The organism is Sphingomonas colocasiae (assembly GCF_019880585.1).
In the GTDB taxonomy this organism is placed as follows: domain Bacteria; phylum Pseudomonadota; class Alphaproteobacteria; order Sphingomonadales; family Sphingomonadaceae; genus Sphingobium_A; species Sphingobium_A colocasiae.
Map to the genome: position 1 here is coordinate 660605 of NZ_JAINVV010000004.1, position 23069 is coordinate 683673.

General features: G+C 65.2%; 22 protein-coding genes. 8 read left to right on the plus strand and 14 right to left on the minus strand.

The window, feature by feature from the left end:
- Positions 1–18 precede the first annotated feature (18 nt).
- On the plus strand, positions 19–1089 hold the full coding sequence (aroC, locus tag K7G82_RS09445; protein ID WP_222989591.1) for a chorismate synthase: 1071 nt from the start codon (positions 19–21) through the stop codon (positions 1087–1089).
- 171 nt (positions 1090–1260) lie between these two features.
- The gene (locus tag K7G82_RS09450; RefSeq protein ID WP_222989592.1) at positions 1261–1527 is read left to right on the plus strand and encodes a hypothetical protein; all 267 of its coding nucleotides are present in this window, start codon (positions 1261–1263) and stop codon (positions 1525–1527) included.
- A gap of 62 nt (positions 1528–1589) precedes the next feature.
- Here the strand turns inward: K7G82_RS09450 and K7G82_RS09455 are convergent, their stop codons facing one another.
- The 5 genes from K7G82_RS09455 to K7G82_RS09475 form a co-directional block, all read right to left on the minus strand.
- Entirely contained in the window at positions 1590–2336 is a 747-nt protein-coding gene (locus K7G82_RS09455; RefSeq protein WP_222989593.1) for a class I SAM-dependent methyltransferase, read from the minus strand.
- 149 nt (positions 2337–2485) lie between these two features.
- Positions 2486–3775: an adenylosuccinate synthase gene (locus K7G82_RS09460; protein ID WP_222989594.1), complete on the minus strand. Its 1290-nt coding sequence runs from the start codon at positions 3773–3775 to the stop codon at positions 2486–2488.
- A gap of 133 nt (positions 3776–3908) precedes the next feature.
- Positions 3909–5021 carry an ATP phosphoribosyltransferase regulatory subunit gene (locus tag K7G82_RS09465; RefSeq protein WP_246623392.1) on the minus strand — a complete coding sequence of 371 codons (1113 nt, stop codon included), beginning with the start codon at positions 5019–5021 and terminating at the stop codon, positions 3909–3911.
- 199 nt (positions 5022–5220) lie between these two features.
- Positions 5221–6804 (minus strand): phosphoglycerate dehydrogenase, encoded by a 1584-nt coding sequence (gene serA / locus K7G82_RS09470; protein ID WP_222989596.1) that lies wholly within the window; start codon positions 6802–6804, stop codon positions 5221–5223.
- Between the two features lie 141 nt (positions 6805–6945).
- The gene (locus K7G82_RS09475) at positions 6946–8136 is read right to left on the minus strand and encodes a phosphoserine transaminase (RefSeq protein ID WP_222989597.1); all 1191 of its coding nucleotides are present in this window, start codon (positions 8134–8136) and stop codon (positions 6946–6948) included.
- 150 nt (positions 8137–8286) lie between these two features.
- Here K7G82_RS09475 and K7G82_RS09480 point away from each other — a divergent pair, with 150 nt between their 5' ends.
- Both K7G82_RS09480 and K7G82_RS09485 read left to right on the plus strand, forming a co-directional pair.
- Entirely contained in the window at positions 8287–8991 is a 705-nt protein-coding gene (locus tag K7G82_RS09480) for an extensin-like domain-containing protein (RefSeq protein WP_222989598.1), read from the plus strand.
- Between the two features lie 39 nt (positions 8992–9030).
- Positions 9031–9900 (plus strand): LOG family protein, encoded by an 870-nt coding sequence (locus K7G82_RS09485; RefSeq protein WP_222989599.1) that lies wholly within the window; start codon positions 9031–9033, stop codon positions 9898–9900.
- Between the two features lie 47 nt (positions 9901–9947).
- Here the strand turns inward: K7G82_RS09485 and K7G82_RS09490 are convergent, their stop codons facing one another.
- Both K7G82_RS09490 and K7G82_RS09495 read right to left on the minus strand, forming a co-directional pair.
- On the minus strand, positions 9948–10535 hold the full coding sequence (locus K7G82_RS09490) for a GNAT family N-acetyltransferase (RefSeq protein ID WP_222989600.1): 588 nt from the start codon (positions 10533–10535) through the stop codon (positions 9948–9950).
- Positions 10532–11173 carry a c-type cytochrome gene (locus K7G82_RS09495; protein ID WP_222989601.1) on the minus strand — a complete coding sequence of 214 codons (642 nt, stop codon included), beginning with the start codon at positions 11171–11173 and terminating at the stop codon, positions 10532–10534. The genes K7G82_RS09490 and K7G82_RS09495 overlap by 4 nt, the downstream gene beginning before the upstream one ends.
- A 115-nt stretch (positions 11174–11288) precedes the next feature.
- On the opposite strand from K7G82_RS09495, the gene K7G82_RS09500 reads away from it, so the two are divergent.
- Positions 11289–12179, plus strand: a complete 891-nt coding sequence (locus tag K7G82_RS09500) for a prephenate dehydratase (protein WP_222989602.1) — start codon at positions 11289–11291, stop codon at positions 12177–12179.
- Positions 12180–12443: 264 nt separating this feature from the next.
- On the opposite strand, the gene K7G82_RS09505 is transcribed toward K7G82_RS09500, so the two are convergent.
- The 5 genes from K7G82_RS09505 to K7G82_RS09525 form a co-directional block, all read right to left on the minus strand.
- Complete coding sequence (locus tag K7G82_RS09505) at positions 12444–13289, minus strand: S1/P1 nuclease (protein WP_222989603.1); 846 nt, start codon at positions 13287–13289, stop codon at positions 12444–12446.
- A gap of 68 nt (positions 13290–13357) precedes the next feature.
- On the minus strand, positions 13358–13993 hold the full coding sequence (locus K7G82_RS09510; RefSeq protein WP_222989604.1) for a carbonic anhydrase: 636 nt from the start codon (positions 13991–13993) through the stop codon (positions 13358–13360).
- Positions 13990–15561 carry a SulP family inorganic anion transporter gene (locus K7G82_RS09515; RefSeq protein WP_222989605.1) on the minus strand — a complete coding sequence of 524 codons (1572 nt, stop codon included), beginning with the start codon at positions 15559–15561 and terminating at the stop codon, positions 13990–13992. Before K7G82_RS09515 ends, K7G82_RS09510 begins: the two co-directional genes overlap by 4 nt.
- 179 nt (positions 15562–15740) lie before the next feature.
- On the minus strand, positions 15741–17096 hold the full coding sequence (locus tag K7G82_RS09520; protein ID WP_222990243.1) for an OprO/OprP family phosphate-selective porin: 1356 nt from the start codon (positions 17094–17096) through the stop codon (positions 15741–15743).
- A 75-nt stretch (positions 17097–17171) separates the two neighbouring features.
- Complete coding sequence (locus K7G82_RS09525) at positions 17172–17786, minus strand: hypothetical protein (RefSeq protein WP_222989606.1); 615 nt, start codon at positions 17784–17786, stop codon at positions 17172–17174.
- Between the two features lie 290 nt (positions 17787–18076).
- Between K7G82_RS09525 and K7G82_RS09530 the strand changes: the two genes are divergently transcribed.
- Positions 18077–18787 carry a response regulator transcription factor gene (locus K7G82_RS09530; RefSeq protein ID WP_222989607.1) on the plus strand — a complete coding sequence of 237 codons (711 nt, stop codon included), beginning with the start codon at positions 18077–18079 and terminating at the stop codon, positions 18785–18787.
- Positions 18787–20109 carry an ATP-binding protein gene (locus K7G82_RS09535; RefSeq protein ID WP_222989608.1) on the plus strand — a complete coding sequence of 441 codons (1323 nt, stop codon included), beginning with the start codon at positions 18787–18789 and terminating at the stop codon, positions 20107–20109. The genes K7G82_RS09530 and K7G82_RS09535 overlap by 1 nt, the downstream gene beginning before the upstream one ends.
- Positions 20110–20447: 338 nt before the next feature.
- Here K7G82_RS09535 and K7G82_RS09540 read toward each other — a convergent pair whose 3' ends face one another.
- Positions 20448–21575, minus strand: a complete 1128-nt coding sequence (locus K7G82_RS09540) for an aspartyl protease family protein (protein WP_222989609.1) — start codon at positions 21573–21575, stop codon at positions 20448–20450.
- A 10-nt stretch (positions 21576–21585) separates the two neighbouring features.
- Here K7G82_RS09540 and K7G82_RS09545 point away from each other — a divergent pair, with 10 nt between their 5' ends.
- Positions 21586–21885 (plus strand): hypothetical protein, encoded by a 300-nt coding sequence (locus tag K7G82_RS09545; RefSeq protein WP_222989610.1) that lies wholly within the window; start codon positions 21586–21588, stop codon positions 21883–21885.
- Here the strand turns inward: K7G82_RS09545 and K7G82_RS09550 are convergent.
- Positions 21866–23035 (minus strand): acyltransferase family protein, encoded by a 1170-nt coding sequence (locus K7G82_RS09550; RefSeq protein WP_246623393.1) that lies wholly within the window; start codon positions 23033–23035, stop codon positions 21866–21868. The genes K7G82_RS09545 and K7G82_RS09550 overlap by 20 nt on opposite strands.
- Positions 23036–23069: the final 34 nt, after the last annotated feature.

A 23069-nucleotide genomic window follows, 5' to 3' on the forward strand; every position in this document is an offset into this window, starting at 1 on the left:
GGGAAAGGGAAGAAGCAGATGAGCTTCAACACGTTCGGCCGGGTGTTCCGCTTCACCAGTTGGGGCGAATCGCACGGGCCCGCGCTCGGCGCGGTCGTCGACGGCTGCCCGCCGGGGCTTGCGCTGTCCGAAGCCGATATCCAGCCCTTTCTCGACAAAAGGCGCCCCGGCCAGTCGCGGTTCACGACGCAGCGGCAGGAACCCGATCAGGTGCGCATCCTGTCGGGGGTGTTCGAGGGGCGGACGACGGGCACGCCGATCTCGCTGATGATCGAGAATGTCGACCAGCGCTCGAAGGATTATTCGGAGGTCGCCAGGGCCTATCGCCCAGGCCACGCCGATTATGCCTATGACGCCAAATACGGCTTTCGCGACTATCGCGGCGGCGGGCGCAGTTCCGCGCGCGAGACGGCGGCGCGGGTGGCGGCAGGGGCCGTGGCGCGGCTGGCTATCCCTGAAGTGTCGATCCTGGCCTGGGTATCGGAGATCGGCGGTGACGCTGTCGATCCGGCGCGCTTCGATCCGCGCGAGATCGATCGCAATCCCTTCTTCTGCCCCGATCCGCAGGCGGCGATCCGCTGGGAGAAGCTCGTCGACGATGCGCGAAAGTCGGGATCGTCGCTGGGCGCGGTGATCGAATGCGAATGCAGCGGCGTTCCCGCCGGATGGGGGGCGCCGCTCTATGCCAAGCTCGACAGCGAACTGGCAGCGGCGATGATGAGCATCAACGCGGTGAAGGGTATAGAGATCGGCGACGGCTTCGCGGCCGCGCGGCTGACCGGCGAGCAGAATGCCGATCCGATGCGACCCGGCAATGACGGCCCCACATTCCTCGCCAATCATGCCGGCGGCATCGCGGGCGGCATTTCCACGGGGCAGCCGGTGCGGTTGCGCGTGGCGTTCAAGCCGACCAGCTCGATCCTGACGCCGGTCGAGACGATCGATCGCGACGGTGCGGCGGCGGAGATCCGGACCAAGGGACGTCATGATCCTTGTGTCGGAATCAGGGGCGTGCCCGTGGTCGAGGCGATGGCGGCGCTGGTGCTGGCCGACCAGAAACTGCTCCATCGCGCCCAGTGCGGTAGCTGACGACGGGCTGGGCGACGGTTGAACCCGCCGGTTCCGCTATCCGTCCCGCGCATCCAACGCCCTGTCTTCGCGGTTCGGCGGGCGGGGCCGCTGCCGGGATGAACCGCGCATCTTAACCGCGTGCGCGACGTTGGTTCGTCGCTGATCAAGGCACGCTAGTCAGGAGTTTTCATGCGCAATCTCATCATCTTCGCGGGCTCTGCCCTGTTCTTCGCCGGTGCCGCCCAGGCCCAGGATACCGCCGCCCAGCCGCCCCAGGCGCCGGTCGAAACCACCACGCAGGACACGACCACGGCCCCGGCAGATCCGGTGGCGCAGCCCGCCGATCCGATGGCGCAGCCGGCCGAGGCGCCGAGCGACAGCGCGGCCCCGCCCGCCGACGAGACGGATCACAGCAAGCACAAGAAGGGCAAGAAGAAGGAAAAGAGCCCCGAATAACCGGGCCTTTCCGAAGATCGATCAGGCCGATCGCCCAAGGCGGTCGGCCTTTTTGCAGTGGATCAGCCGCGCCGGATGCCGATGACGGTGCCCTTGGCGCCGCTCAGGTCCAGCCGGAACTCGAAATCGGGCCAGCGTTGCCGCCAGCGCTGGAGCAGGATGCGTTCGCCCGGTCGCGCACCGTCGTCGAGCAGCACCACGCCGCCGGGCGAAATGCGATCGAACAGGCATTCTGCGGCGCCCCGCACCTGGGGATGAATGGTCCAGGGTGGACCATCGATCACCAGCATGTCGATACGGTCGGGCAGGGCGGCGATATCGTACCAATAGCCCGGCCAGTCGCCCGGTGCGGGCAGCAGCGCCGCCCCGCGCATATCCGCGTCCATGCCATGCTCGTTCAGCCAGCCGCGCGTGGCCTCGACGAAATCCTGATGCTGGTCGAAACTGATCAGGCGTCCGCCGCCATGGCGCTGGAGGGCGCGGGCGGTGATGAAGGACGATGCGCCGGCGCCCAGTTCGACCACCACCGCCGGCCTGGCCCGTTCGATATGATCGACGATCAATCCAAGCAGCGCCGTATCCGCTTTCCAGCTTCCGAGATTGGGCAAGGAATCGTGCGGCAGGCCCAGCCGGTCGAGCAGCGCGATCTTGTCCTGAAGGCGTCCGCCGGACAGGCTGCGCAGCAGCCATGGCCATCCGATCGCGCCGAAAAGCAGGATATGCGCCCAGTCGGTGAGCGAGGTCACGATCTCGCGCGCATGCGCGCCATGCGATCGCGGCAGCAGCCCGGTGGCGTCGCGTGTGGTCATATAGGGGTGCTACACGGCATCCCAAGCCAAACAAGCCGGCTCGGCTTCGGTTCCCCTTATGCCAAGGCCGGATGACCTGACTCCGCGGGGCGTTGGTTGTCTTCCAGACCCGATGAGCATGGCTCACCGGGTCTGGCGCCGTTCGGCGGTCAGTCCGAGAAGGGATCGCGGACGAGGATCGTGTCCTCGCGCTCGGGGCTCGTCGAAACCAGCGCGACGGGGCACTGGATCAGCTCCTCGATGCGACGGATATATTTGATCGCCTGCGCGGGAAGCTGCGCCCAGCTCCGCGCGCCCGCCGTCGATTCGTGCCAGCCCTCGATCATTTCGTAGATCGGCTCCACGGCTGCCTGGTCGGCGGCGTTGCTCGGATAATGGTCGATCACCTGCCCACGCAGCCGGTATCCGGTGCAGATGCCGACTTCGTCGAAACCGTCGAGCACGTCGAGCTTGGTGAGGGCGATGCCGGTGACGCCCGACACCGCGACCGACTGGCGGACCAGCACCGCATCGAACCAGCCGCAGCGGCGCTTGCGGCCGGTGACGGTGCCGAATTCATGGCCACGCGTGCCCAGCCGCTCGCCGATCTCGTTTTCCTGCTCGGTCGGGAAGGGGCCGGAGCCGACGCGCGTCGTATAGGCCTTGGCGATGCCGAGCACGAACCCCACCGCGCCGGGGCCGAGGCCCGATCCGCCGGCGGCGGTGCCGGCGATGGTGTTGGAGGAGGTGACGAACGGGTAAGTGCCGTGATCGACGTCGAGCAGCACGCCCTGAGCGCCCTCGAACAGGATGCGGCGGCCGCGCTTGCGCGCGTCGTTCAGCATCAGCCAGACGGGCTTGGCGAAGGACAGCACGAAATCGGCGATCTCGCGCAATTCGGCGAGCAGCGCCTCGCGATCGACGGGCGGTTCGCCGAAACCGGCGCGCAATGCGTCGTGATGCGCGGTCAGCCGGTCGAGCTGCGGACCGAGATCGTCGAGATGCGCCAGGTCGCAGACGCGGATCGCGCGGCGGCCGACCTTGTCCTCATAGGCCGGGCCGATGCCGCGGCGCGTCGTGCCGATCTTGCCGGCGCCGCTCGCATCCTCGCGCAGCGCGTCGAGATCGCGGTGGAAGGGCAGGATCAGCGCGCAATTGTCGGCGATGTGCAGCGTTTCGGGCGTCACCTTCACGCCCTGGGCCGTCAGCTTCTCGATCTCGGCCTTGAGCGCCCAGGGGTCGAGCACCACGCCATTGCCGATCACGCTGGGCGTGCCGCGCACGATGCCGGAGGGCAGCAGCGACAGCTTGTAGACATTCTCGCCGATGACGAGCGTGTGCCCGGCATTGTGGCCGCCCTGGAAGCGGACCACCATATCGGCCCGCTCCGCGAGCCAGTCGACAATCTTACCCTTGCCCTCGTCGCCCCATTGAGCGCCGATTACCGCGACATTTGCCATAAATGCGAGTCTCCGCCTGCCGAGCGGATCCGGGACGCCCTTCGACAGGACTCGGCGACCGGATGTGATGGGTGCGGGTATTTACCCGCGTTCGGGCGCTCCTCTGCCTCCGGTACGCCCGAAGGTCAAGCGATCAGAGCGCCTGCGGCGCTCCGTCGCGCAGGATGTGCGAACAGATCTGCGCCGCCGGACTGTCGTCTTCGGTCAGCGCGGCGACCGTCACCCAGCCCTGCTCGCGCAGCCGCGCCGCTTCCGCCGGATCGGCGCCGAAGGGCACGAACAGGCGGCGGCGCGCCTCGGCGGCGAGGCCCGCATCGACCAGCGGATCGCAATAGAGCGAAAAGCCGATCGCGGGTTCCTCGCGTCCGTCGGGATGGACGATGCTGTACGATCCGCCGCGCCCGATCTCGCCGCTGACGCCTTCGGCGAACAGCGAGAAGCCGAACCAGTTCTGATATTCGAAGCCGTGGCGCTCGGTGGGGTCGAGCGTGATCGCGACCTTGTCGCGAATCGCCGCGGCGATCCGTTCCAGCCCGTCGAGCCGCGATGCGAGCGCGCCCTGGGTGTCGAAGGTGCGCAGGCGCGCGATCGCGGCATCGAAGGTGCCGGCCGCCTCGATCAGCGGCAGGAATGCCGCGCCGCCGCGCGCGACCAGCCCGCCGGCATCCTTGGCGTCGAGCAGCGCGCGGATCTCTGAAACCGCGCCGGCCTCCAGCGGCAATGGTCCGGCGGACAGATGGTCGACCAGATCGGGCAGGGTGAAATCGACGGTGACGCCGCTCACGCCCGCACGTGACAGCGCTTCCACGGCGACGCTGACGATCTCGAGTGCGGCGGCGACGGTGTCGAGACCGATCAATTCGGCGCCGACCTGCATCATCTCGCGCTCGGGGCGAAGCTGCGTCGCCTTCAACCGGAGCACCGGCCCGCCATAGCTGAGCCTGAGCGGGCGGGGGTGGTGCGCCATGCGAGTTGCGGCGATCCGGCCGACCTGCGTGGTGATGTCCGGGCGGATCGCCATGGTCCGTTGCGAGACGGGATCGACGAAGCGGAGCAGGTCCTGGACGCTCGCGGTCTTCAGCCCCGCGCGCAACCCGTCCTCGAATTCGGCGAGCGGCGGCGAGACGCGCTCATAGCCATAGCCGGTCGCGGTATCGAGGACGCAGCGGACAAGCCGCGCCGACGCATCCGCCTCGGGCGGAAGCCGGTCGCGATATCCTTCGGGAAGCAGGCCAGGCAGGATCATGCTGGGGCTCTTAGCGGATGATGCGTCCCTTGCCACCCTTGTCATTCCCGCGCATGCGGGAATCCAGCTTTTCCGTGAAGCATCAGGATAAAGAAGAAGAAGCTGGATCCCCGCTTTCGCGGGGATGACACCGTATAAGGCATTGATATGCCGGTACAGGAAACGGGGCGGGTCCGTTTCCGAACCCGCCCCGTCAGCGTCAGAATTTGAGCGCCTTGACCCGCTTCACGCCAGGCAGGTTGCAGACGGACCACAGCACCGGTTCAGGCACGGGCGAATCGACCGAGAGCAGCAGCGCCGCCTCTCCGCCGGGGCCGCTGCCGCGGCGGCCGAGATGGAAGGTCGCAATGTTGACTTCGGCCTCACCCAGCGCCGATCCGATGCGGCCGATGAAACCGGGTGCATCCTGATTGACGACATAGAGCATCTCGCCGTCGAGATCGGCCTCGACCTTGATGCCGTGCAGTTCGACGAGGCGCGGTTCGGTGTTGGAGAACAGGGTTCCCGCGACGGAGCGCTCACCCGCCTCGGTCGAGACGGTCACGCGCAGCAGCGTGTGATAATCGCCCTCGCGGTCGTGACGCACTTCGCGCACGTCCAGGCCGCGCTCGCGCGCCAGATAGGGCGCGTTGACCATGTTCACCGTGTCCGAATAGGCGCGCATCAGGCCCGAGAGCACGGCGGCGGTGATCGGCTTGGGGTTGAGCTCGGCGGCGGCGCCCTCGACCTCGACCGCGACGCCCTTGATCTTGTCGCCCTCAAGCTGGCCGACCAGCGAACCGAGCTTTTCGGCGAGCGTCATATAGGGACGAAGCTGCGGCGCTTCCTCGGCGGAAAGCGACGGCACGTTGAGCGCGTTGGTGATGCCGCCATTGACCAGATAATCGGCCATCTGTTCGGCGACCTGGAGCGCGACATTGACCTGCGCCTCGCTCGTCGATGCGCCCAGATGCGGCGTCGAGATGAAGTTCGGCGTGCCGAACAGCGGGCTTGCCGTGGCGGGTTCCTCGACGAACACGTCGAGCGCGGCGCCGCCGACCTGACCGGAATCGAGCGCCGCCTTCAGCGCGGCCTCGTCGATCAGCCCGCCGCGCGCGCAGTTGATGATGCGCACGCCCTTCTTGGTCTTGGCGATGTTCTCGGCGGACAGGATGTTGCGGGTCTGGTCGGTCAGCGGCGTGTGCAGCGTGATGAAGTCGGCGCGGGCGAGCAGCTCGTCCAGCGTCACCTTCTCGATGCCCAGTTCCACGGCGCGCTCGGGCGTCAGGAAGGGATCATAGGCGGCCACCTTCATCTTCAGGCCGCGCGCGCGATCGGCGACGATCGAACCGATATTGCCCGCGCCGATCAGGCCCAGCGTCTTGTTCGTCAGCTCGACGCCCATGAAGCGGTTCTTTTCCCACTTGCCGGCCTGGGTGGAGGCGTCGGCTTCGGGAAGCTGGCGGGCGAGCGCGAACATCAGTGCGATCGCATGTTCGGCGGTGGTGATCGAATTGCCGAACGGGGTGTTCATCACCACCACGCCCTTGGCGGAAGCAGCGGGGATATCGACATTGTCGACGCCGATGCCGGCACGCCCGACGACCTTCAAATTGGTCGCGGCATCCAGGATTTCCTTCGTGACCTTGGTGGCGGAGCGGATCGCGAGGCCGTCATACTGGCCGATGATCGCGATCAGTTCTTCCTTGGTCTTGCCGGTGATCTCATCGACTTCGACGCCGCGCTCGCGGAAGATCGCGGCGGCCTGGGGATCCATTTTGTCGGAAATAAGGACTTTTGGCATTGCTTCATTCTCCACTCTCCCTCTCCCGTTTGCGGGAGAGGGCTGGGGTGAGGGCAATTTCGGGAAAGCGCGCCTCGGCTGGTCGGGCCCTCACCCGACCTCGCGTCGCTCGGCCACCCTCTCCCGTGAACAGGCGAGGGGTTATGCGGCCTTCACGGTCGCATAGGCCCAGTCGAGCCAGGGGCCGAGCGCTTCGATATCGGCGGTCTCGACGGTGGCGCCGCACCAGATGCGAAGCCCTGCGGGCGCATCGCGATAGCCGGCGATGTCATAGGCCGCGTCCTCTGCTTCGAGCAGCGAGGCGAACTTCTTGATCATCGCCTCGTCCGCGCCCTCGACCGTCAGGCAGACGCTGGTGGTCGAACGCGTCGCCGGATCGGGGGCGAGATGGCCCAGCCAGTCACGGTCGGCGACGATCCGGTCGAGCGCCGCCGCATTGGCGTTCGCCCGGCCGATCAGCCCTTCGAGGCCACCGATCGACTTCGCCCATTCGAGCGCGAAGATCGCGTCCTCGACGGCCAGCATCGATGGCGTGTTGATGGTTTCGCCCTTGAACACGCCTTCGGCCAGCGCACCCTTGGAAACCAGACGGAACACCTTGGGCAGCGGCCATGCGGGCGTATAGCTCTCTAGCCGCTCGACCGCGCGGGGGCCGAGGATCAGCACGCCATGCCCGCCTTCGCCGCCCAGCACCTTCTGCCACGAGAAGGTGGCGACATCGATCTTGTCCCACGGAATATCGTAGGCGAAGACCGCGCTGGTCGCGTCCGCGAAGGTCAGGCCTTCGCGAGTCTCGGGGATCCAGTCGCCATTCGGCACGCGTGCGCCGGACGTGGTGCCGTTCCAGGTGAACAGCACATCGTTGGTCCAGTCGATCTGCGTCAGATCGGGGATATGGCCATAATCGGCGCGCAGCACGGTCGGATCGATCTTGAGCTGCTTGGCGGCATCGGTGACCCAACCTTCACCGAAGCTCTCCCAAGCGAGCGCGGTGACGGGGCGGGCGCCGAGCATCGTCCACATCGCCATTTCGAAGGCGCCGGTGTCGGATCCGGGAACGATGCCGATGCGATGCGTATCGGGCAGGCGCAGCATCTCGCGCATCAGGTCGATGGCGTATTGCAGTCGCGCCTTGCCGATCTTCGAACGGTGCGAGCGGCCGAGCGAACCCGTCGCGAGGCGCTCAGCCGACCAGCCCGGAGGCTTGGCGCAGGGACCTGAGGAAAAATGGGGGCGCGCCGGCTTGGTGTCGGGGCGAGTCGTCGCGATATCGTGCGCATCGCGCAGAGTCGCAGAAGCGTGCGCATCGCGCACCGGCGGGGTATTCGTCATGTCAGTCTCTCCTTACAGAGAGCACGCGCTGCGTTGGGACAGCGTGGCCCGGCGCCGCTCCTAAAGTCGCGCCCGCCGGTGTCAAGCGACGAGTTTGTGAAACCGATATCTTAGGATGTTGTTAACCATCGATGGCCTAGGGTTCGCGCCATGGTTTCGCTTCGTGGAAATCGGATTTTCCTGGCCGGGCCGCTGGTTGCCGTGATGGCGCTGGCGGCCTGTGTCGGTGCTCCGGACGTTCGCAGGAGCGTGCCGGTCAAGCGGCCGGTGGCACAGAAACCGGTCCTGACTCCCGCGCCGCGCTTCGCCGACGACGTTTCGACTCGCCAGTGCATGGCCGATCTCGGCGCGGCTTCGGTGCAGTACAGCGCCTTGCCTGACCGCCAGTTCGATGGCGGCTGTTCGACGCTGGGCAGCGTGAAGCTGATCGATATCGGCACGCCCGTCACCAATCTCGGCGCGATGACCTGTCCGCTGGCGAAGAATTTCGCCGCCTGGGCACGTTATGGCGTGCGCCCGGCGGCACGGCAGATCCTGGGCGCCGAAGTGGTGAAGATCGAGACGATGGGCACCTATAATTGCCGCACCGTCAACGGCAATGGCGGTGCCACCGGCCGGCTTTCCGAACATGCGCACAGCAATGCCGTCGATGTCGCCGCCTTCGTGCTCGACGATGGCCGCCGCATCGCGGTGCGCGGCGGCTGGAAGGAAGGGACGAGCAGCGAACGCGCTTTCTTGAAGACGATCCACAACTCGGCGTGCAAGCGATTCGCGACCGTTCTCAGCCCCGATTACAATGCGGCGCATTACGATCACTTCCATCTCGACATGGGGCGGGGGCCCTTCTGCCGTTGAGGGCTTGGGCTATCCGCCAAAGCCCGCTAAATGCCCTCGATGACTGACAAGATCGTACCCAGCCGGGTTTTCCCCCAAGCCAAGCAGGATGCCGAAAAGGCCAAGCAGGGCGTTTCGACCCCCCAGACCGAGCATCCCGCCTACAGGCTCGCATTCCAGGACACGGATTTTCTGCTGCGCGAGGATCTGCGCCCCGTCCGTTTCCAGCTCGAACTGCTCAAGCCCGAATTGCTGCTCGATGAAGCCAAGATCGCGTCGATGTTCGTCTTCTATGGATCTGCGCGTATCCCCGAGCCCGAAAAGGCGGCGGCGCTGCTCGATCTGGCGACCGACGACGCCAGCCGGCGTATCGCCGAGCGGCTGATCGCAAAGTCCAGATATTACGAGGTCGCGCGCGAACTCGCGCGGATCGCCAGCCAGAGTCCGCGCGACACCGAGGGCTGGCGTCATTTCGTCGTCTGTTCGGGCGGCGGCCCGTCGATCATGGAAGCCGCGAACCGGGGCGCCGCCGATGTCGGCGCCGAGACGGTGGGGCTCAATATCGTGTTGCCGCACGAACAGGCGCCAAACCCCTATGTCACGCCGTCGCTGAGCTTCCAGTTCCACTATTTCGCGCTGCGCAAGATGCATTTCCTGCTTCGCGCCCGCGCGCTGGCGGTCTTCCCCGGCGGCTTCGGTACGTTCGACGAGACGTTCGAACTGTTGACCCTGATCCAGACCGGCAAGATCAAGCCGATTCCGGTGCTGCTCTTCGGCCGCGAATTCTGGGAGCGCGTGGTGAATTTCGATGCGCTGGTGGAAGAAGGGGTGATCGCCGCGCGTGACCTCGATCTTTTCCACTATGTGGAAACGGCGGAGGAGGCCTGGGCGATCGTGCAGGATTTCTATTCGGAGCCTGCATCGGCCTGACCACGGATCCATTCGTTCGAAAATGACGATCTTGGCCGCAGCGCGTATCAGGCCAGCGTCTTCATCCAGAACTGCATGGGCTTCTCGGTTTCGGCCGGCTCGCCGACATCCTTCCATGAAAAACCGGTGGTGATGCCGTCGAGCAGGCCGTAGCCGCGCTTGCGCCAGAACGAATCGAGCGGCGAATAGTCGGCAGGACGGGCAGGGTGGCCCGTCGGGCGGATCACCGCGCAGAAGGTCGCGTGGTCGCGCCCCAGCGCCCGCGCATGCGCTTCGCGACCGTCGAAAAAGGCATGGCCCAACCCATGGCCGCGATAGTCGGGCAGCAGCACCGATTCGCCGAAATAAAGGATCGTCGAAAGATCATGGCCGCGCGCTTCGAACGGGGCGGCGAATTCGGCCGCATGATCTTCCATCGGCGCGGCGGTCGCGGCGCCGATCAGCCGATCGCCGTCGAACGCGCCGATCACGATCGCGCCGGGGCTGTCGGCATAGGCCCTTAGATAGGCGCGCTCATAGTCGATGTCCCCATCGTAGAGATAGGGAAAGGCGCGGAAGACGGCGATCCGCAACGCCGCCAGATCGTCGATCCGCTCGCCGAGCGCTGGCCCGGCGAGCGGTTCGACGCGGATCAATGCGCGGCGGGTGCCGCGGCGTTGGCAGCGGGTGCTGCTTCCGCGGCATTTTCCGCCGGCGCCGCGCCATTGGCGGCGGGGGCGGCAGCCGTATCGGCGGCGGCAGGCGCCGCAGCGGCCGGAAGCGGCAGGTTCGAACCCTGCGCGTTCAGGTAAACGAGCAGATTCGCGCGATCCTCCGGCTTGGAAAGGCCGGCGAAGGTCATCTTCGTGCCGGGCGCGAACTTGCGCGGGCTGGCCAGCCAGGCATCCATCTTCTGGAAGTCCCAGTTGCCGCCGACACCCTTCAGTGCGTCGGAGAAGGCGAAGCCGCCCTTGCCGTGGCCGATCTCTTCACCCATCGTCCCATAGAGATTGGGGCCGATGCCGTTCGCGCCACCCTGGTTGATAGTGTGGCAAGCCGCGCACTTCTTGAAGACGTCTGCGCCCTTGTTGGCGTCGGCCGCCGGCAGCAGCGTCGCGATATCGATCGCTTCGGCCGCGCCGCCGCCACCCGCCGGATCGGCGTCCGCGACCTCGTAGCCGGGCTTTTCAGGCGCTTCCGCATGGAAGTACATGCCGCTGGCGATCGAAGCGCCCAGTGCCACGATCCCCGCAAACAAGGTCCAGCCTGCGATCGTGTTGAACCTGTCGTCCATCAGAATCCCTCTGTTCGTCCCGCATTCGAATGGCGCTCCCTTTAAGAGCCAGTGTCGAGCATCGCAAGCGCGGCTTGTGCCGAATCCGCTTCCTGCGTAAGCGGCTCGCCCTATCATGGAAAAATATCCCGCCCCCGCCCGCCCGATCGTCGCCGCCATGCTGGAGGCCGCAGCCCGCGAACCCGCGCGTGCCGTAGCGTTTCAGGGCGCCCCGGGCGCCAATTCGCATCTGGCGGTGGAACAGGCGCTGCCAGGCGCCCTGCCGCTCCCCTGTTTCAGTTTCGAGGATGCGATCGATGCGGTGAAGGAGGGGCAGGCGGGTTGCGCGCTCATCCCGATCGAGAATTCGCTGCATGGCCGCGTCGCGGACATGCATTTCCTGCTGCCCGAATCCGGGCTGGTGATCACCGGCGAGTATTTCCTGCCGATCCGGTACAGCCTGATGGGGCTGGGCCCGATCGAGGGGATCCGGGATGCGGTGAGCCATCCCCAGGCGCTGGGGCAGTGCCGCCGCTGGCTGCGTGCGCGCAACATCACGCCGGTGCCCTATGCCGACACTGCCGGTGCCGCGGCGCTGGTCGTCGAAATGAACGATGCCGGGGTGGCCGCGCTGGCGCCTCCGCTCGCGGCGGGCATCTACGGGCTGGAGACGCTGGCCGAGGGGCTCGCCGATTCGGAAGACAACGTCACCCGCTTCGTCGTGCTGGCGCGTGAAGCGCGTGCCGAACAGCCTGAAGGCAAGCTGATGACCACCTTCATCTTCGAGGTGAAGAATATTCCGGCCGCGCTCTACAAGGCGATGGGCGGCTTCGCGACCAACGGCGTCAACATGACGAAGCTGGAAAGCTATCAGCGCGGCGGCAGCTTCGCTGCGACCGAATTCTTCACCGATATCGAGGGTTCGCCCGATGATCCGGCGGTGAAGCGCGCGCTGGAGGAACTGGCGTTCCACACCAAATGGGTGCGCATGCTGGGCACCTATCCGCAGGCGCGCCCGCGCGGGTAGTCGGGTGACCGTTGCGGCTTAGAGCGGGCTGCGCGCATATGAATCGCGTGGCCCGCTCCAGATGTTTGTGATCGCATCGTTTTTACGGAAAACCGGTTCCCACTTTTCCGCACGATGCTCTAGGACCAATCGACATTCAGCCCATACCGGCCTGCAAATGGCGCTTTTCCGTGCTTCCGGTGCTCACGTACGATAAGTACGCTGCGCTCCGGGTCACGAAAAATCACCATTTTCGACTCGGTCTGAACTGAATGTCGATTGGTCCTAGCCCAGCGCTTCATCGAGCAGCCGCGCCAGCCTCAGTCCGCCGCGCTCGACCTGCAGCCGCAGCGGCTGGATGAGCGTTTCGATCGTCTCGTTCGACAGTTTCGAGCGTTCCTGTGCCGGCCCCGTGCAGGGATCGCCGCCATAGGCGCTGGCATAGACGGTGTCGCGCGCGACCTGCCAGCTTTCCCGGCTCCAGTCCTCGGTGGTGCCACCGTTCATCGCCGCGCGTTCCTCGGCGGAATAGATGCGTACCAGCGGTGGCGGCGTCGAGATCGCGCGTTCGGCCAGATATCCGTCCCAGATCGCATGCAGATTGAGCCTTTGCGTCACAAAGTCGCCATAGGCCGCGCGCGCGCGATTGCCGCCCAGATCGCTCTTGTCGCCGGCATGGAGCGGCTGATGCAGGTCGCCGACGAAATGGACGAGAAAGACGAGCGCCATCAGGCGCTCGCGCTCCGGCACCGATTTGTCCTTGAGCAGCTTCAGATTGCGATCGACCTGCGCCGAGACGCAATTGCCGTCACGGCAGGCCGCCTTCAGGTCGAACGGCTTGCAGATATCGACATTCTGATAGTGCCAGGAATAGGCGTAGGAAAAGCGCAGGCCGAGCTCCTTGGCACAGTCGGGCCAATAGCTCGCCAATTCGATCGTATTGACCGGGCAGGTCGGCGTTTCCAGCAAGCGTCCCTTGCTGAGTAGCGCGTCGATCGCGGTGCGCGCCTTGGGTGTCACATTGCGATACGCGATCGCGCCGACGGTTTCATGGCCATATTCCCACCAGGCCTGGGCCGGGGCGGGCACCAGCAGGAACAGCGTGGCGAGGAAGGCGAGGAGGCGAGTCATCGCCGACGCTGTACCAGCAGCGACCGCTTTCGCGCCACCCTCTCGACGTTCCGCGCGCGGGCGGTTCGTCAGGCCGCTTCGAGAGGCTGCAATCCCGTCTTGCTCGCGGTTTTCGCGTCGATTTCCGCCAATGTGCGGATCAGGCCATCGCTCAGATCATAGACCCAGCCGTGCAGCGTGAGCGGCTGGCCGGTGGCGAAGGCATCCCGGACGGTCTCGGTGCGCGCGAGCCGTTCGAGCTGATCGATGACATTGAGCTCGACCAGGCGGTTAATCTTCGACGTCTGGTCGTCGAGGCACGCGATTTCCCCGCTATGGCGATCGCGGGTCGCGCGCGGACTGGCGAGCCATTCGTGAACGGGGCCCTCGGTCCCGCCGTTGAGCGCCGCGGTCACGCCGCCGCAGCCATAATGGCCGCAGACGATGATGTGGCTGACGCGCAGCACGGTCACCGCATATTGGATCACCGACATCAGATTCAGGTCGTTCTCGTCGACCAGATTGGCGATGTTGCGGTGCATGAACATGCCGCCGGGCTGCGTCATCGTCATCTGCTCGGGACTGACCCGGCTGTCCGAGCAGCCGATCCAGAGGAAGTCGGGCTTTTGCCCCACCACCTGCCGGCTGAAGAACTCGGGATGTTCCTCGACCATCTCGGATGCCCACGCCTTGTTGGCGAGGAGGAGCTGCTTATACTGTCTCATGCGTATTGAACCCTGGTGAGCGGGGCGTTGATCAGCGGCGCGGTGTTCTCGGCGATATCGCCACGGACGATCACCGAAATCTCGCGGAAGCGCGCACCCTTGATGAAGGCGTTGATGATCTCGACATTGTCGAGGTCGACATAATTGGTCGACGACAGGTCGATCAGCACGTTGGAGCCGTCGGGCACGCGGCCCAGTTCGCGCTGCAACTCGTATTTATGCATGAAATAGAGGTTGCGGCGCGCGCGGATCAGGCAGTCCTTGCCGTCGCAGGCGAAGGTGATCGCGGGGCGGAGGTTGCGGCCGACGACGAAGACGAAGCCCACGGCCAGGCCGATGCCGATACCCATCAGCAGGTCGGTGAACAGGATCGCCACCACCGTCACCACAAAGGGCACGAACTGCGTCCAGCCCTGCTTGTAGCGCTGCAGGAACAGCTTGGGCTTGGCCAGCTTGTACCCGGTCGCGATCAGGATCGCGGCGAGCGCGGACAGCGGGATCAGGTTGAGAACCGTCGGGATCAGCAGCACGCTCAGCAGCAGCCAGGTGCCGTGCATGATCGTCGATGCCTTGCTCTCGGCCTTGGCTTCGACGTTGGCGGACGAACGCACGATCACCGAGGTGACGGGGATGCCGCCGATCAGGCCGGAGATCAGATTGCCGCCGCCCTGCGCGATCAGTTCGCGATTCTTGTCGGTGGTCCGGCGCTGGGGATCGAGTTCGTCGACGGCCTTGACGCTGAGCAGCGATTCAAGGCTCGCGACGATCGCCAGCGTGATCGCGATCGTCCACGTCGCCGGATTGGAGATCGCCGAAAAATCGGGGAAGCTGAACAAGGACAGGAAGGCCGGAATGTCCTCGGCCACCGGCACCTTGACGAGATGGGTGACGTCGATCTGGAGCGTCGGCATCGCCAGGCCGAACAGGGCGTTGCCGAAGATGCCGATCAGCACGACGACGAGCGGGCCGGGCAGATAGCGCAGCGGCCCCTCGGTCGGCTTCGCGCTGTCCCACCAGAACAGGAAGGCCATACTGATCGCCGCGATCAGAATCGCGCCGGCGTGAACGCTGCTCGTCAGCGAATGGATGATCGTGCTGAAGGTGTTGAGGCCGTCGGCCTGCATGAATTCGAAGCTGCCCTCGTAAGTGCCGTCATAGCCGAAGGCGTGCGGCAGCTGCTTCAGGATCAGGATCAGGCCGATCGCGGCCAGCATGCCGGTGATGACCGAGGAGGGCACGAATTCGGCGAGCACGCCCGATCGCGTCAGGCCCAGGATGATCTGGAGCACGCCGGCCAGGACGACCGCGAGCAGGAACGCTTCGAAACTCGGCATGCGTTCGATCGCGGACAGGACGATGACGGTCAGGCCGGCGGCGGGGCCGCTCACCGAGAGCGGTGATTTCGAAAGCGCGCCGACGACGATGCCGCCGACGATGCCCGCGATGATGCCCGAGAAAAGCGGAGCGCCGGATGCGAGTGCGACGCCAAGACACAGGGGGAGAGCGACGAGCGCCACGACGATGGACGCGGGTACGTCGGCCTTCCAGCGATCGAATATGCTTGTCATGGTCACAGATGATCCTTGAGGGGGCGCGATTGGGACAGAATGGGGTGTGCGGTTGCAACGCACAATGAACTGTGTTGCGGAGCAACAATATTTAGCAAGGCAGACATGATCGCTTACAAACTGGCCTGTCGGCCAAGATCATATCGCTTCCGATATGGATTGTTGTTGGCGGGCATCGCCTAGAAATCGAGTTCCATGCGCAATCCGGCGACGTTGATTCCGAATTCATCGAGATCTGCCGTCTGATAGCGAATATGGCCATAATTCATGTTGAGTCTGAGATAGTTGACGGGTGTCCAGATCAGGCCGAGCAGCAGGGCGTTCTGGTTTCCGCCGCGAATGATATCGTCGTTCAGATCGAGATAATCGTATCGGAGGTTGAGCTGGATCGATCCGATGCCGCCATCGGTGATGCTCGATTTTGGCGGAGCGCGATCGAAGATCCCGTTCTTGTAGACCCGGCTGTCTCCGCGCGTCAGGAAATAGCCCAGTTCCACATAGCCGCCGAAGAATGACGGATCGGCAAGGCCGGCGCGCGACGCACGCAGCCAGTGCGCCTCCGCCGCGAAATGCCAGCGATCGTGGATCCCCGCAAATTCGGCGCCATAATGGAGTTCGTTGGTCACCGCGAAGGCGGGCGTCGAGATCACGCGGGTGTTGCTGCTGTGAAGATAGGGGCGCTGGCCGTAGCGCGTCGGCCGCTCCGCCGTGCGATTGAGCGCGCGCCAATGTGCGGATGCACCGAGATGGAGCAAGGTCCGGCCGAAGCGGCGGACATGGACCAGCCGACCATCGACACCGAAACTGTCATTCTCGTCGCCGCCTGCAGGCCCGTCGCTGTCATTGGCGAGCGAGCCGGGATCGTCCGAAAAGATGCCGGCCTGCATCAGCCAGTCGCCCTTGCGGTAGCTCGCGGCCAAACCCAGTCGTCGCTCGAAATTGAACGCGTCGGTGAAGGCCGCGCGTTCCATGAACGAACCGGTGGTGTCGCCGACGAGTTCGTCGAGCGACTGGAACTGGTTCTGATTGCCGAGCGCCAGAGCAAGGGGGCCGGATTCATAGGTCACGAAGGCATCGACGAGATCGACGCTGTTGTCGGACAATTCCAGCTCGAGCTTGTAGCCGAAACGCGAGTCGAGATTGCCTTCGCCGCCCAGGCGGATCCGGCGGAACTCGTTGGAGAAGCCGAAGGCCCGATCCTTCGATCCGGGTGGCGGAGAGACATAGCCGGCATCGACCTGCAGGCGGCCCTTCACCTTGAAGCGCCGATCGCCCGACACGAATTGGGGCGATCCGCGCCATTGGATGCGGTCGCCGTCCTTGGCCGGCGCGGGAGATGGCGCGGCGGCAACCGCGACCGGGGCTGGAGCCGCGTCCGCCGGTTGCTTGGGCGAGGCGCCCTCGCTCGCGGCAAGGCGCCGTTCAAGCGATTCCAGCCGCGCCTTCATCGATGCGACCTCGTCACGCAGCGCCTGCGCCTCTTCAGCGGACAGCGCTTGCGCCCAGGCCGCCGAAGGGGAGGCGCAACACAGCATGGCTGTCACGAATGTCACTCGCGAATGACTGGTCACTATCTCAACTCGTACATGAGCGGATGGGTCGCCGGTGCGTCAGCCGGCCTGATCGCGTGCGCCGGGTTCGCGACGCGGTACGGCGGGGGTTCGATAGTCATCGACGGCAAGCAACAGGCCGGCGGCTTCGGCCGGGGCGATCGAACTCACCATGTCGCGGCCGGTGCCGTCCTTGAACTTGAATTTCCAGCCATCCGCGGTTCCGGAACGATAGCGCGCGGCGACGCTCCGCAACACCGTTTCCTCGATCGGGAACGCCATGGTCTTGGTCATGACGCAGTCGCCGTTCGTTTCGGGTTCCGGGCAAAGATCGGCTCCGTGGCGCGCGACCGACAGCGGCCGGCGCTCGACATTTTCGCCGGCTTCGAAATGAACGGACTGATAGGCGCGGCGAGGGCCGAAATAACGGATCTCCTGCCATATCTCGTAACGCGTCGCGCCCGATCGTTTGTCGATCACCGCGCGAAGATAGGCGTCGTTGCCGATCAGGCCCTTCATCGCCTTTTCGCGGCGATGGCCGCGTTCGGTGGAGATAATGGTCTCGAATTCGAGCGGATCGTCGATCGTGGAGGCGGCAACACGGAAACGCTCGGGCGTCATGGCCGCCAGACGCTTGTCGGCACCGGCATGCGCAACGCCAGGGAGTATCGCCATGATTGCGGCGATGGCAGCAAGCCGCTGGAGCGATAGGGACGAATTCGGCATATAAGGTGGAGCCAGCTCCGCGAGGGTTCGGATCGATGCCGACCTAGGGCTGCGAAATTTCATTTCTGTGCCGCAGTCGTAAAAAAATATTGCCACGTGCCTTCATCGTTTCCTTATGATGACAAAATGTTGCTGGCCGGGAAGGAGATCGATTGGCCGGGGCCGGGCGGTTGACCTTGCCCAGACCGCTATCTACTTCGCGCACCGATGAGTTTTTCCTGGTATCAGTGTCTCCAGCCATGACCGCACCATCGATCGTCATCGTCGAGGATGATCCTCCCCTGCGCATGCTGACCGCGCGCGCGCTGCAGGAACATGGCTATATCGTGCGCCCCGCATCGTCGGCGGCGGAAATGTGGGTCGCATTCGAGGGTGGCCCCGTCGATCTGGTCCTGCTCGATATCATGCTGCCCGGAACCGACGGCATCGATCTCTGTCGCCAGATCCGTCGCAAGAGCGAAGTGCCCATCATCTTCATCAGTGCGCGCGGCAGCGAGGCCGATCGGGTGATCGGTCTGGAACTGGGCGCCGACGATTATCTCGCCAAGCCGTTCGGCACGCGCGAACTGATCGCCCGCATCCGCGCGGTGCTTCGCCGCGTCGGCAGCGAGCGTCAGCCCGGCGACTTCCGCGAGAGCGAAGCGCATTTCGACGGCTGGTCGGTCAATTTCCCGCGGCGTGAGCTGCGGTCGCCCAGCGGTGCGGTGGTCGAACTGACCGGCGCCGAATTCGATCTGCTCGGCAGCTTTCTCAGCCATCCGCAGCGCGTGATCGCGCGCGAGCGACTGATCGAACTGTCGCGTACCCGGCTTGGAGATTCTTCCGATCGCAGCGTCGATGTGCTGGTCAGCCGATTGCGCCGCAAGCTCTCGACCGGCACCAGGCCGGCGCCGATCACCACCGTGCGCGGCATCGGCTATATGTTCAATGCCGAGGTCAGTCGCGCCTGATGCGCCATTTCCAGGGTTCGCTCGGCCTGGTTGGGCGGATCTTCGCGATCCTGCTGATGGCACTGACCATCGAGTTCGCCGTCGGAACCTTCCTGTATGAGCGCGCCAGTCACCTGTCGCTGCAGGAGGATGAAGCGCGGCGCCTGGCCGAACATCTGATCATCTCCCGCAAGCTTGTCGTCGAACGCCCCTGGCATGAACGGGAGGCGATGGCGGAACAGCTCACCACCGATCGTTACGACGTCCAGTGGAGTCCGGCGCCGCCACCGCCGCAACGCCTGTCGCCGGAGCTCGAGCGGATGCGCAACCAGATCGTTGCCTGGGAGCCGTCGCTCGAAAAGACCAATCTGCACATCCGGCTGGTTTCGCTGGGGCGTCAATCGACCGTGACCGGCGGCCTGAAGATGCCCGATGGCAGCTGGCTCTATTTCAGCATGAAGGATGCCCCGGTCGGATGGGCGCTGACCGCCGGACGGATGGGATTGGCGCTGATCCCGGCGATCGCGTTGCTGATCGTCAGCGGCTTGCTGATCCGCCGCACGCTGACGCCGTTGCGGCGGCTCGCCAAGGTCACCGAGCGGGTCGGGCTGGGCGAGAGGATCGAACTCGAAGAAGCCGGCACCGTCGAGGTCCGCAACCTGATCCGCGCGTTCAACGAAATGCAGCGGCGGATCCATCGCCTGATCGATGATCGCACCGAAACGCTCGCGGCGGTCGGCCATGATCTGCGCACGCCGATCGCGCGGCTGCAACTGCGGCTTGATGCGATCGACGACGACGATCTGCGCGAGTCGATTTCCGGCGATGTGGCGGAAATGGGAGCGATGGTCACCTCGCTGCTCGCCTATCTGGGTGGCGAGAAGGATCCCGAAAGCGTCGTGCCCATCGATATCGCGGTGATGGCGGCGACGATCGTCGACGAGATGGTCGATCAGGGGTTCGATGCACGGTATGCGGGGCCGGGGCACCTGGAATGGACGCTGCGGCCGGTGGCGATGCGGCGCGCGATTTCGAACCTCGTCGAGAATGCGCTGCATTATGGCAAGAGTGCGACGCTCTTCATGGAGCATCAGCAAGGCACGTTGCTGATCCGCGTCGATGATGAGGGGCCGGGCATTCCCGAGGATCGGGTTCAGGATGTCCTGAAGCCATTTGTTCGGCTCGACGCGGCGCGCCGTCGCAACACGCGCGGGTTGGGACTGGGGCTTGCAATCGTCGCGCGCGCGGTGGAACGGGAGCAGGGTGCGTTGGCGCTCATCAATCGTCCGAGTGGCGGGTTGCGCGTCGAGATCCGCTTGCCCGGCGCACCCCTGGCCGGCTGAACTCGGATTCGCTGGCCGGCGCCGCTGCGCCGCCAGGCGGTTCGCCCCTGCCCCGAAATCGCTCCAGCCGCATTTCCTTACAAAACAGACAATGGCTGCAAATAATCGGTGCTTAGCGTGCAGGGCTCCGGCGCGACACCATTCCGCGCCCGCCCGCCGAGAGATGGTGCGCGCCGGACGCAGGAAGGCTTGACCATCCTGACCCTGATCGCTTCCGTCTCGCCGCGTCCTACCCCTGTGGCGACACTCCCCGAAGCGGTCAGGGTCGAAGGTTGCTCATATCGGGCTGCAAGGATGCTGGCGTATTCGCACCGTGGAATGCGCAAGCTCTGCTCGTATCAGTAATAATCCTCGAGCGTGATGGAATGATCGCCGCCTTCGGCCGTCAGCAGCTTGACGACGGTGCCGGCGGGCCTGCGGCCGATGGGAATGGCGCCGGGCGGATAGGCCTTGGGCACGCCCACCCCGTTGATCGCCACGATGCGGTCGTTGGCGCGCATGCCCGCGCGCTCGGCCGGGCTGCCGCGCGCGACGTGCAGCACGCGCAGATGCCGGTCCTCGCGGGAGGTGCTGAGCCCGGAACGATCGCGGGCAAAGGGCTCGCGATGGGTGTCGCCATCGGGAGTCAGCCGGATATGCCCCGCCGCCGCATCGATCTGCACCCGGAACCGGGCGAGGACGGGCAGGCCGATCACGCCGCTGGTCTGCTGGCTCCAGCGTTCGGGAATCGCGACCGGCACGTTTCTGAACTCGACGCCGGCCAGGTTGAAGCTGCGCAACGTCGACAGGAGGCTGAGGTCGAGTCCTTCCATGCCGGCGGTCATGCCGGTGGAGACTTTCTTGCCCTCCAGAAGCTTTGTTTCCAGCGCGTAACTGGGTGAAAGATAGACCGACACGGTGCTGCCGAGATCGAGCAGGAAATCGACATCGCCCCTGCCTTCGACTGCCGCGGTCACGCTGTACATGCCGTCCTTGTTGCGGAGCGGCAGGACGATCGCGCGGCCATCGCCTGGGCGGCAATCGCGGTTGAGGAAGCGGATCCGCTCTTTCCGGAAATCGATATCGACAATGCCCTGTTCGAAGATCTCACGGCCGAGCACGACATCGATCGGGCGTGACGAAGCCGTTGAAAGCGCGCCGAGATCGAGCACGCCCATCGACAGGGAGAGGGCGATATCGCCGATCCGCACGGTCGCGGCTTCCCCGATCGCGCCTTCGACATCGTCGGTCAGGCCCCGCGCGGTATAACCGGCCTGGGCGGTCAGGCCCAGCCGGTCGGCGATCCTGCGGTCGATCACGCTGCGCGTGGCGCCGCTGTCGAGCACGGCGGAGAAGGGGATGCCCGCGATCGTCACGGGCACGCGAATATGACGGTCGCGATCGACATCGAAATCATGCCAGTCGGCGGGCGCGCAACCCGTCTTTCCGGCAATGGCCTGCGATGGCGGGAACAGGCCGGCGATCAATCCAGCCGCGATGATGGCGCTCAGGCAACGAGAGGCGTTTCGTCTGGGGGATGAGCGCGGCACGGCGATAACCCTGGATCTTGTCCAGCCGGTATCGGCGCGCAGCGTGTCGCGATCCGATCATGCTTGTAATGATTTGTTGCTTGCCGGCCTTTGGTTTGCCGCGATTTCCGCGCCGGCCGATGATTTCATCGAACCGCAGATCGCTCTGGATGTCGTGATCGCCTCGGTCTTGCGGAAACCCGGTTCTACCCGTGCTTTCGCAAGGGCATGCTTTTCGGCAAGACGCTCTAGCGACGCAGGCCGATGAGCGGCCTGAGCCAGGCGATGCGACCAGCGATACCGTAGAAGAGGACGCAACTGAGCGCCGTGCCCGCGATGATGATCGCGGCTTCGGCCAGGGGCGGCAGCGCCAGCGGCAGCAGCCACCAGGCGATCATCACGATCGCGGTCTGGTGGATGATATAGAAGGGGAAGACCGCTTCGCTCAGCCGCGCACGCCACGGATGGTCGCGGTTGAGCAGCACGGTCGCGGCATGGATCATCACCAGCGCCATGCTCCACATCATGCAGGCGAGCGCGGCGCGATTGAGCGCCATCGTGCCGTGCGGCGGCGTCATCGTGCCGGGATAGGCGCTTTCGACCGCGACGAGAATGACGAAGCTCGCCAGCGCCAGCACAAGCGCCGGCCGCCACACGCGCGCGAAGGCGGGCCATACCGCGCGCGAGCCGGCCAGTCCAAAGCCGAACAGGAAGGCGGGGAAATGGATGACATCGGTCAGCCAGTCGTCGAACAGCCCGTGCGATTCGCCGGTGGTGAAGGTGACGGCGACACGCACCGGCACGAAATAGACGAGCGGCAGCCACAGCAGCCGCGATCCGGTGCCGAGCGTTTCGAACATGCCGGCCAGCTTCGCCTTTGTTTCCTCGCCGATCAGCAACAGGCCCGCCGCCAGCAGCATGGTGAACAGCCAGAGATAGAAGACGAACCAGAGATGCTCCCAGCCCGGCAGGGTCACATGGTCATATTGCCCGAACATCAGCCAGTCATGCGCCATGAAATGGCCGAAATCCTGGGTGTAGCCGTGATTGAAGCGCAGATTCACCCAGCTTTGCGGCGGTATGATCACCGCCATCGCGAACAGCAGCGGGATGATCAGCCGGGTCGTGCGCTCGCGCGCGAAGCGTTTCGTGCCCCGGAGCTTCACGAGCAGCGCGCGCGACGCATAGCCGGAGACGATGAACAGCACGGTCAGCCGCCATGGCGTGATGAACAGCATCGGATAGGAGAGCCACTGGATCGGGTGCGCGGTCTTCACGATCCAGTTGCCGGTCACGAAGACCATGCCGGCATGGTAGAGCATCAGCAGCAGGAAGGCGCCGATGCGCAACCAGTCCAGTCCATAATGCCGGGGCACGGTAACGCTTGGCTGCACAGGAACTTCACTACCGATCGTCATTCAAGCGCGCTATAGGGCATTGCTTGCTAACAGA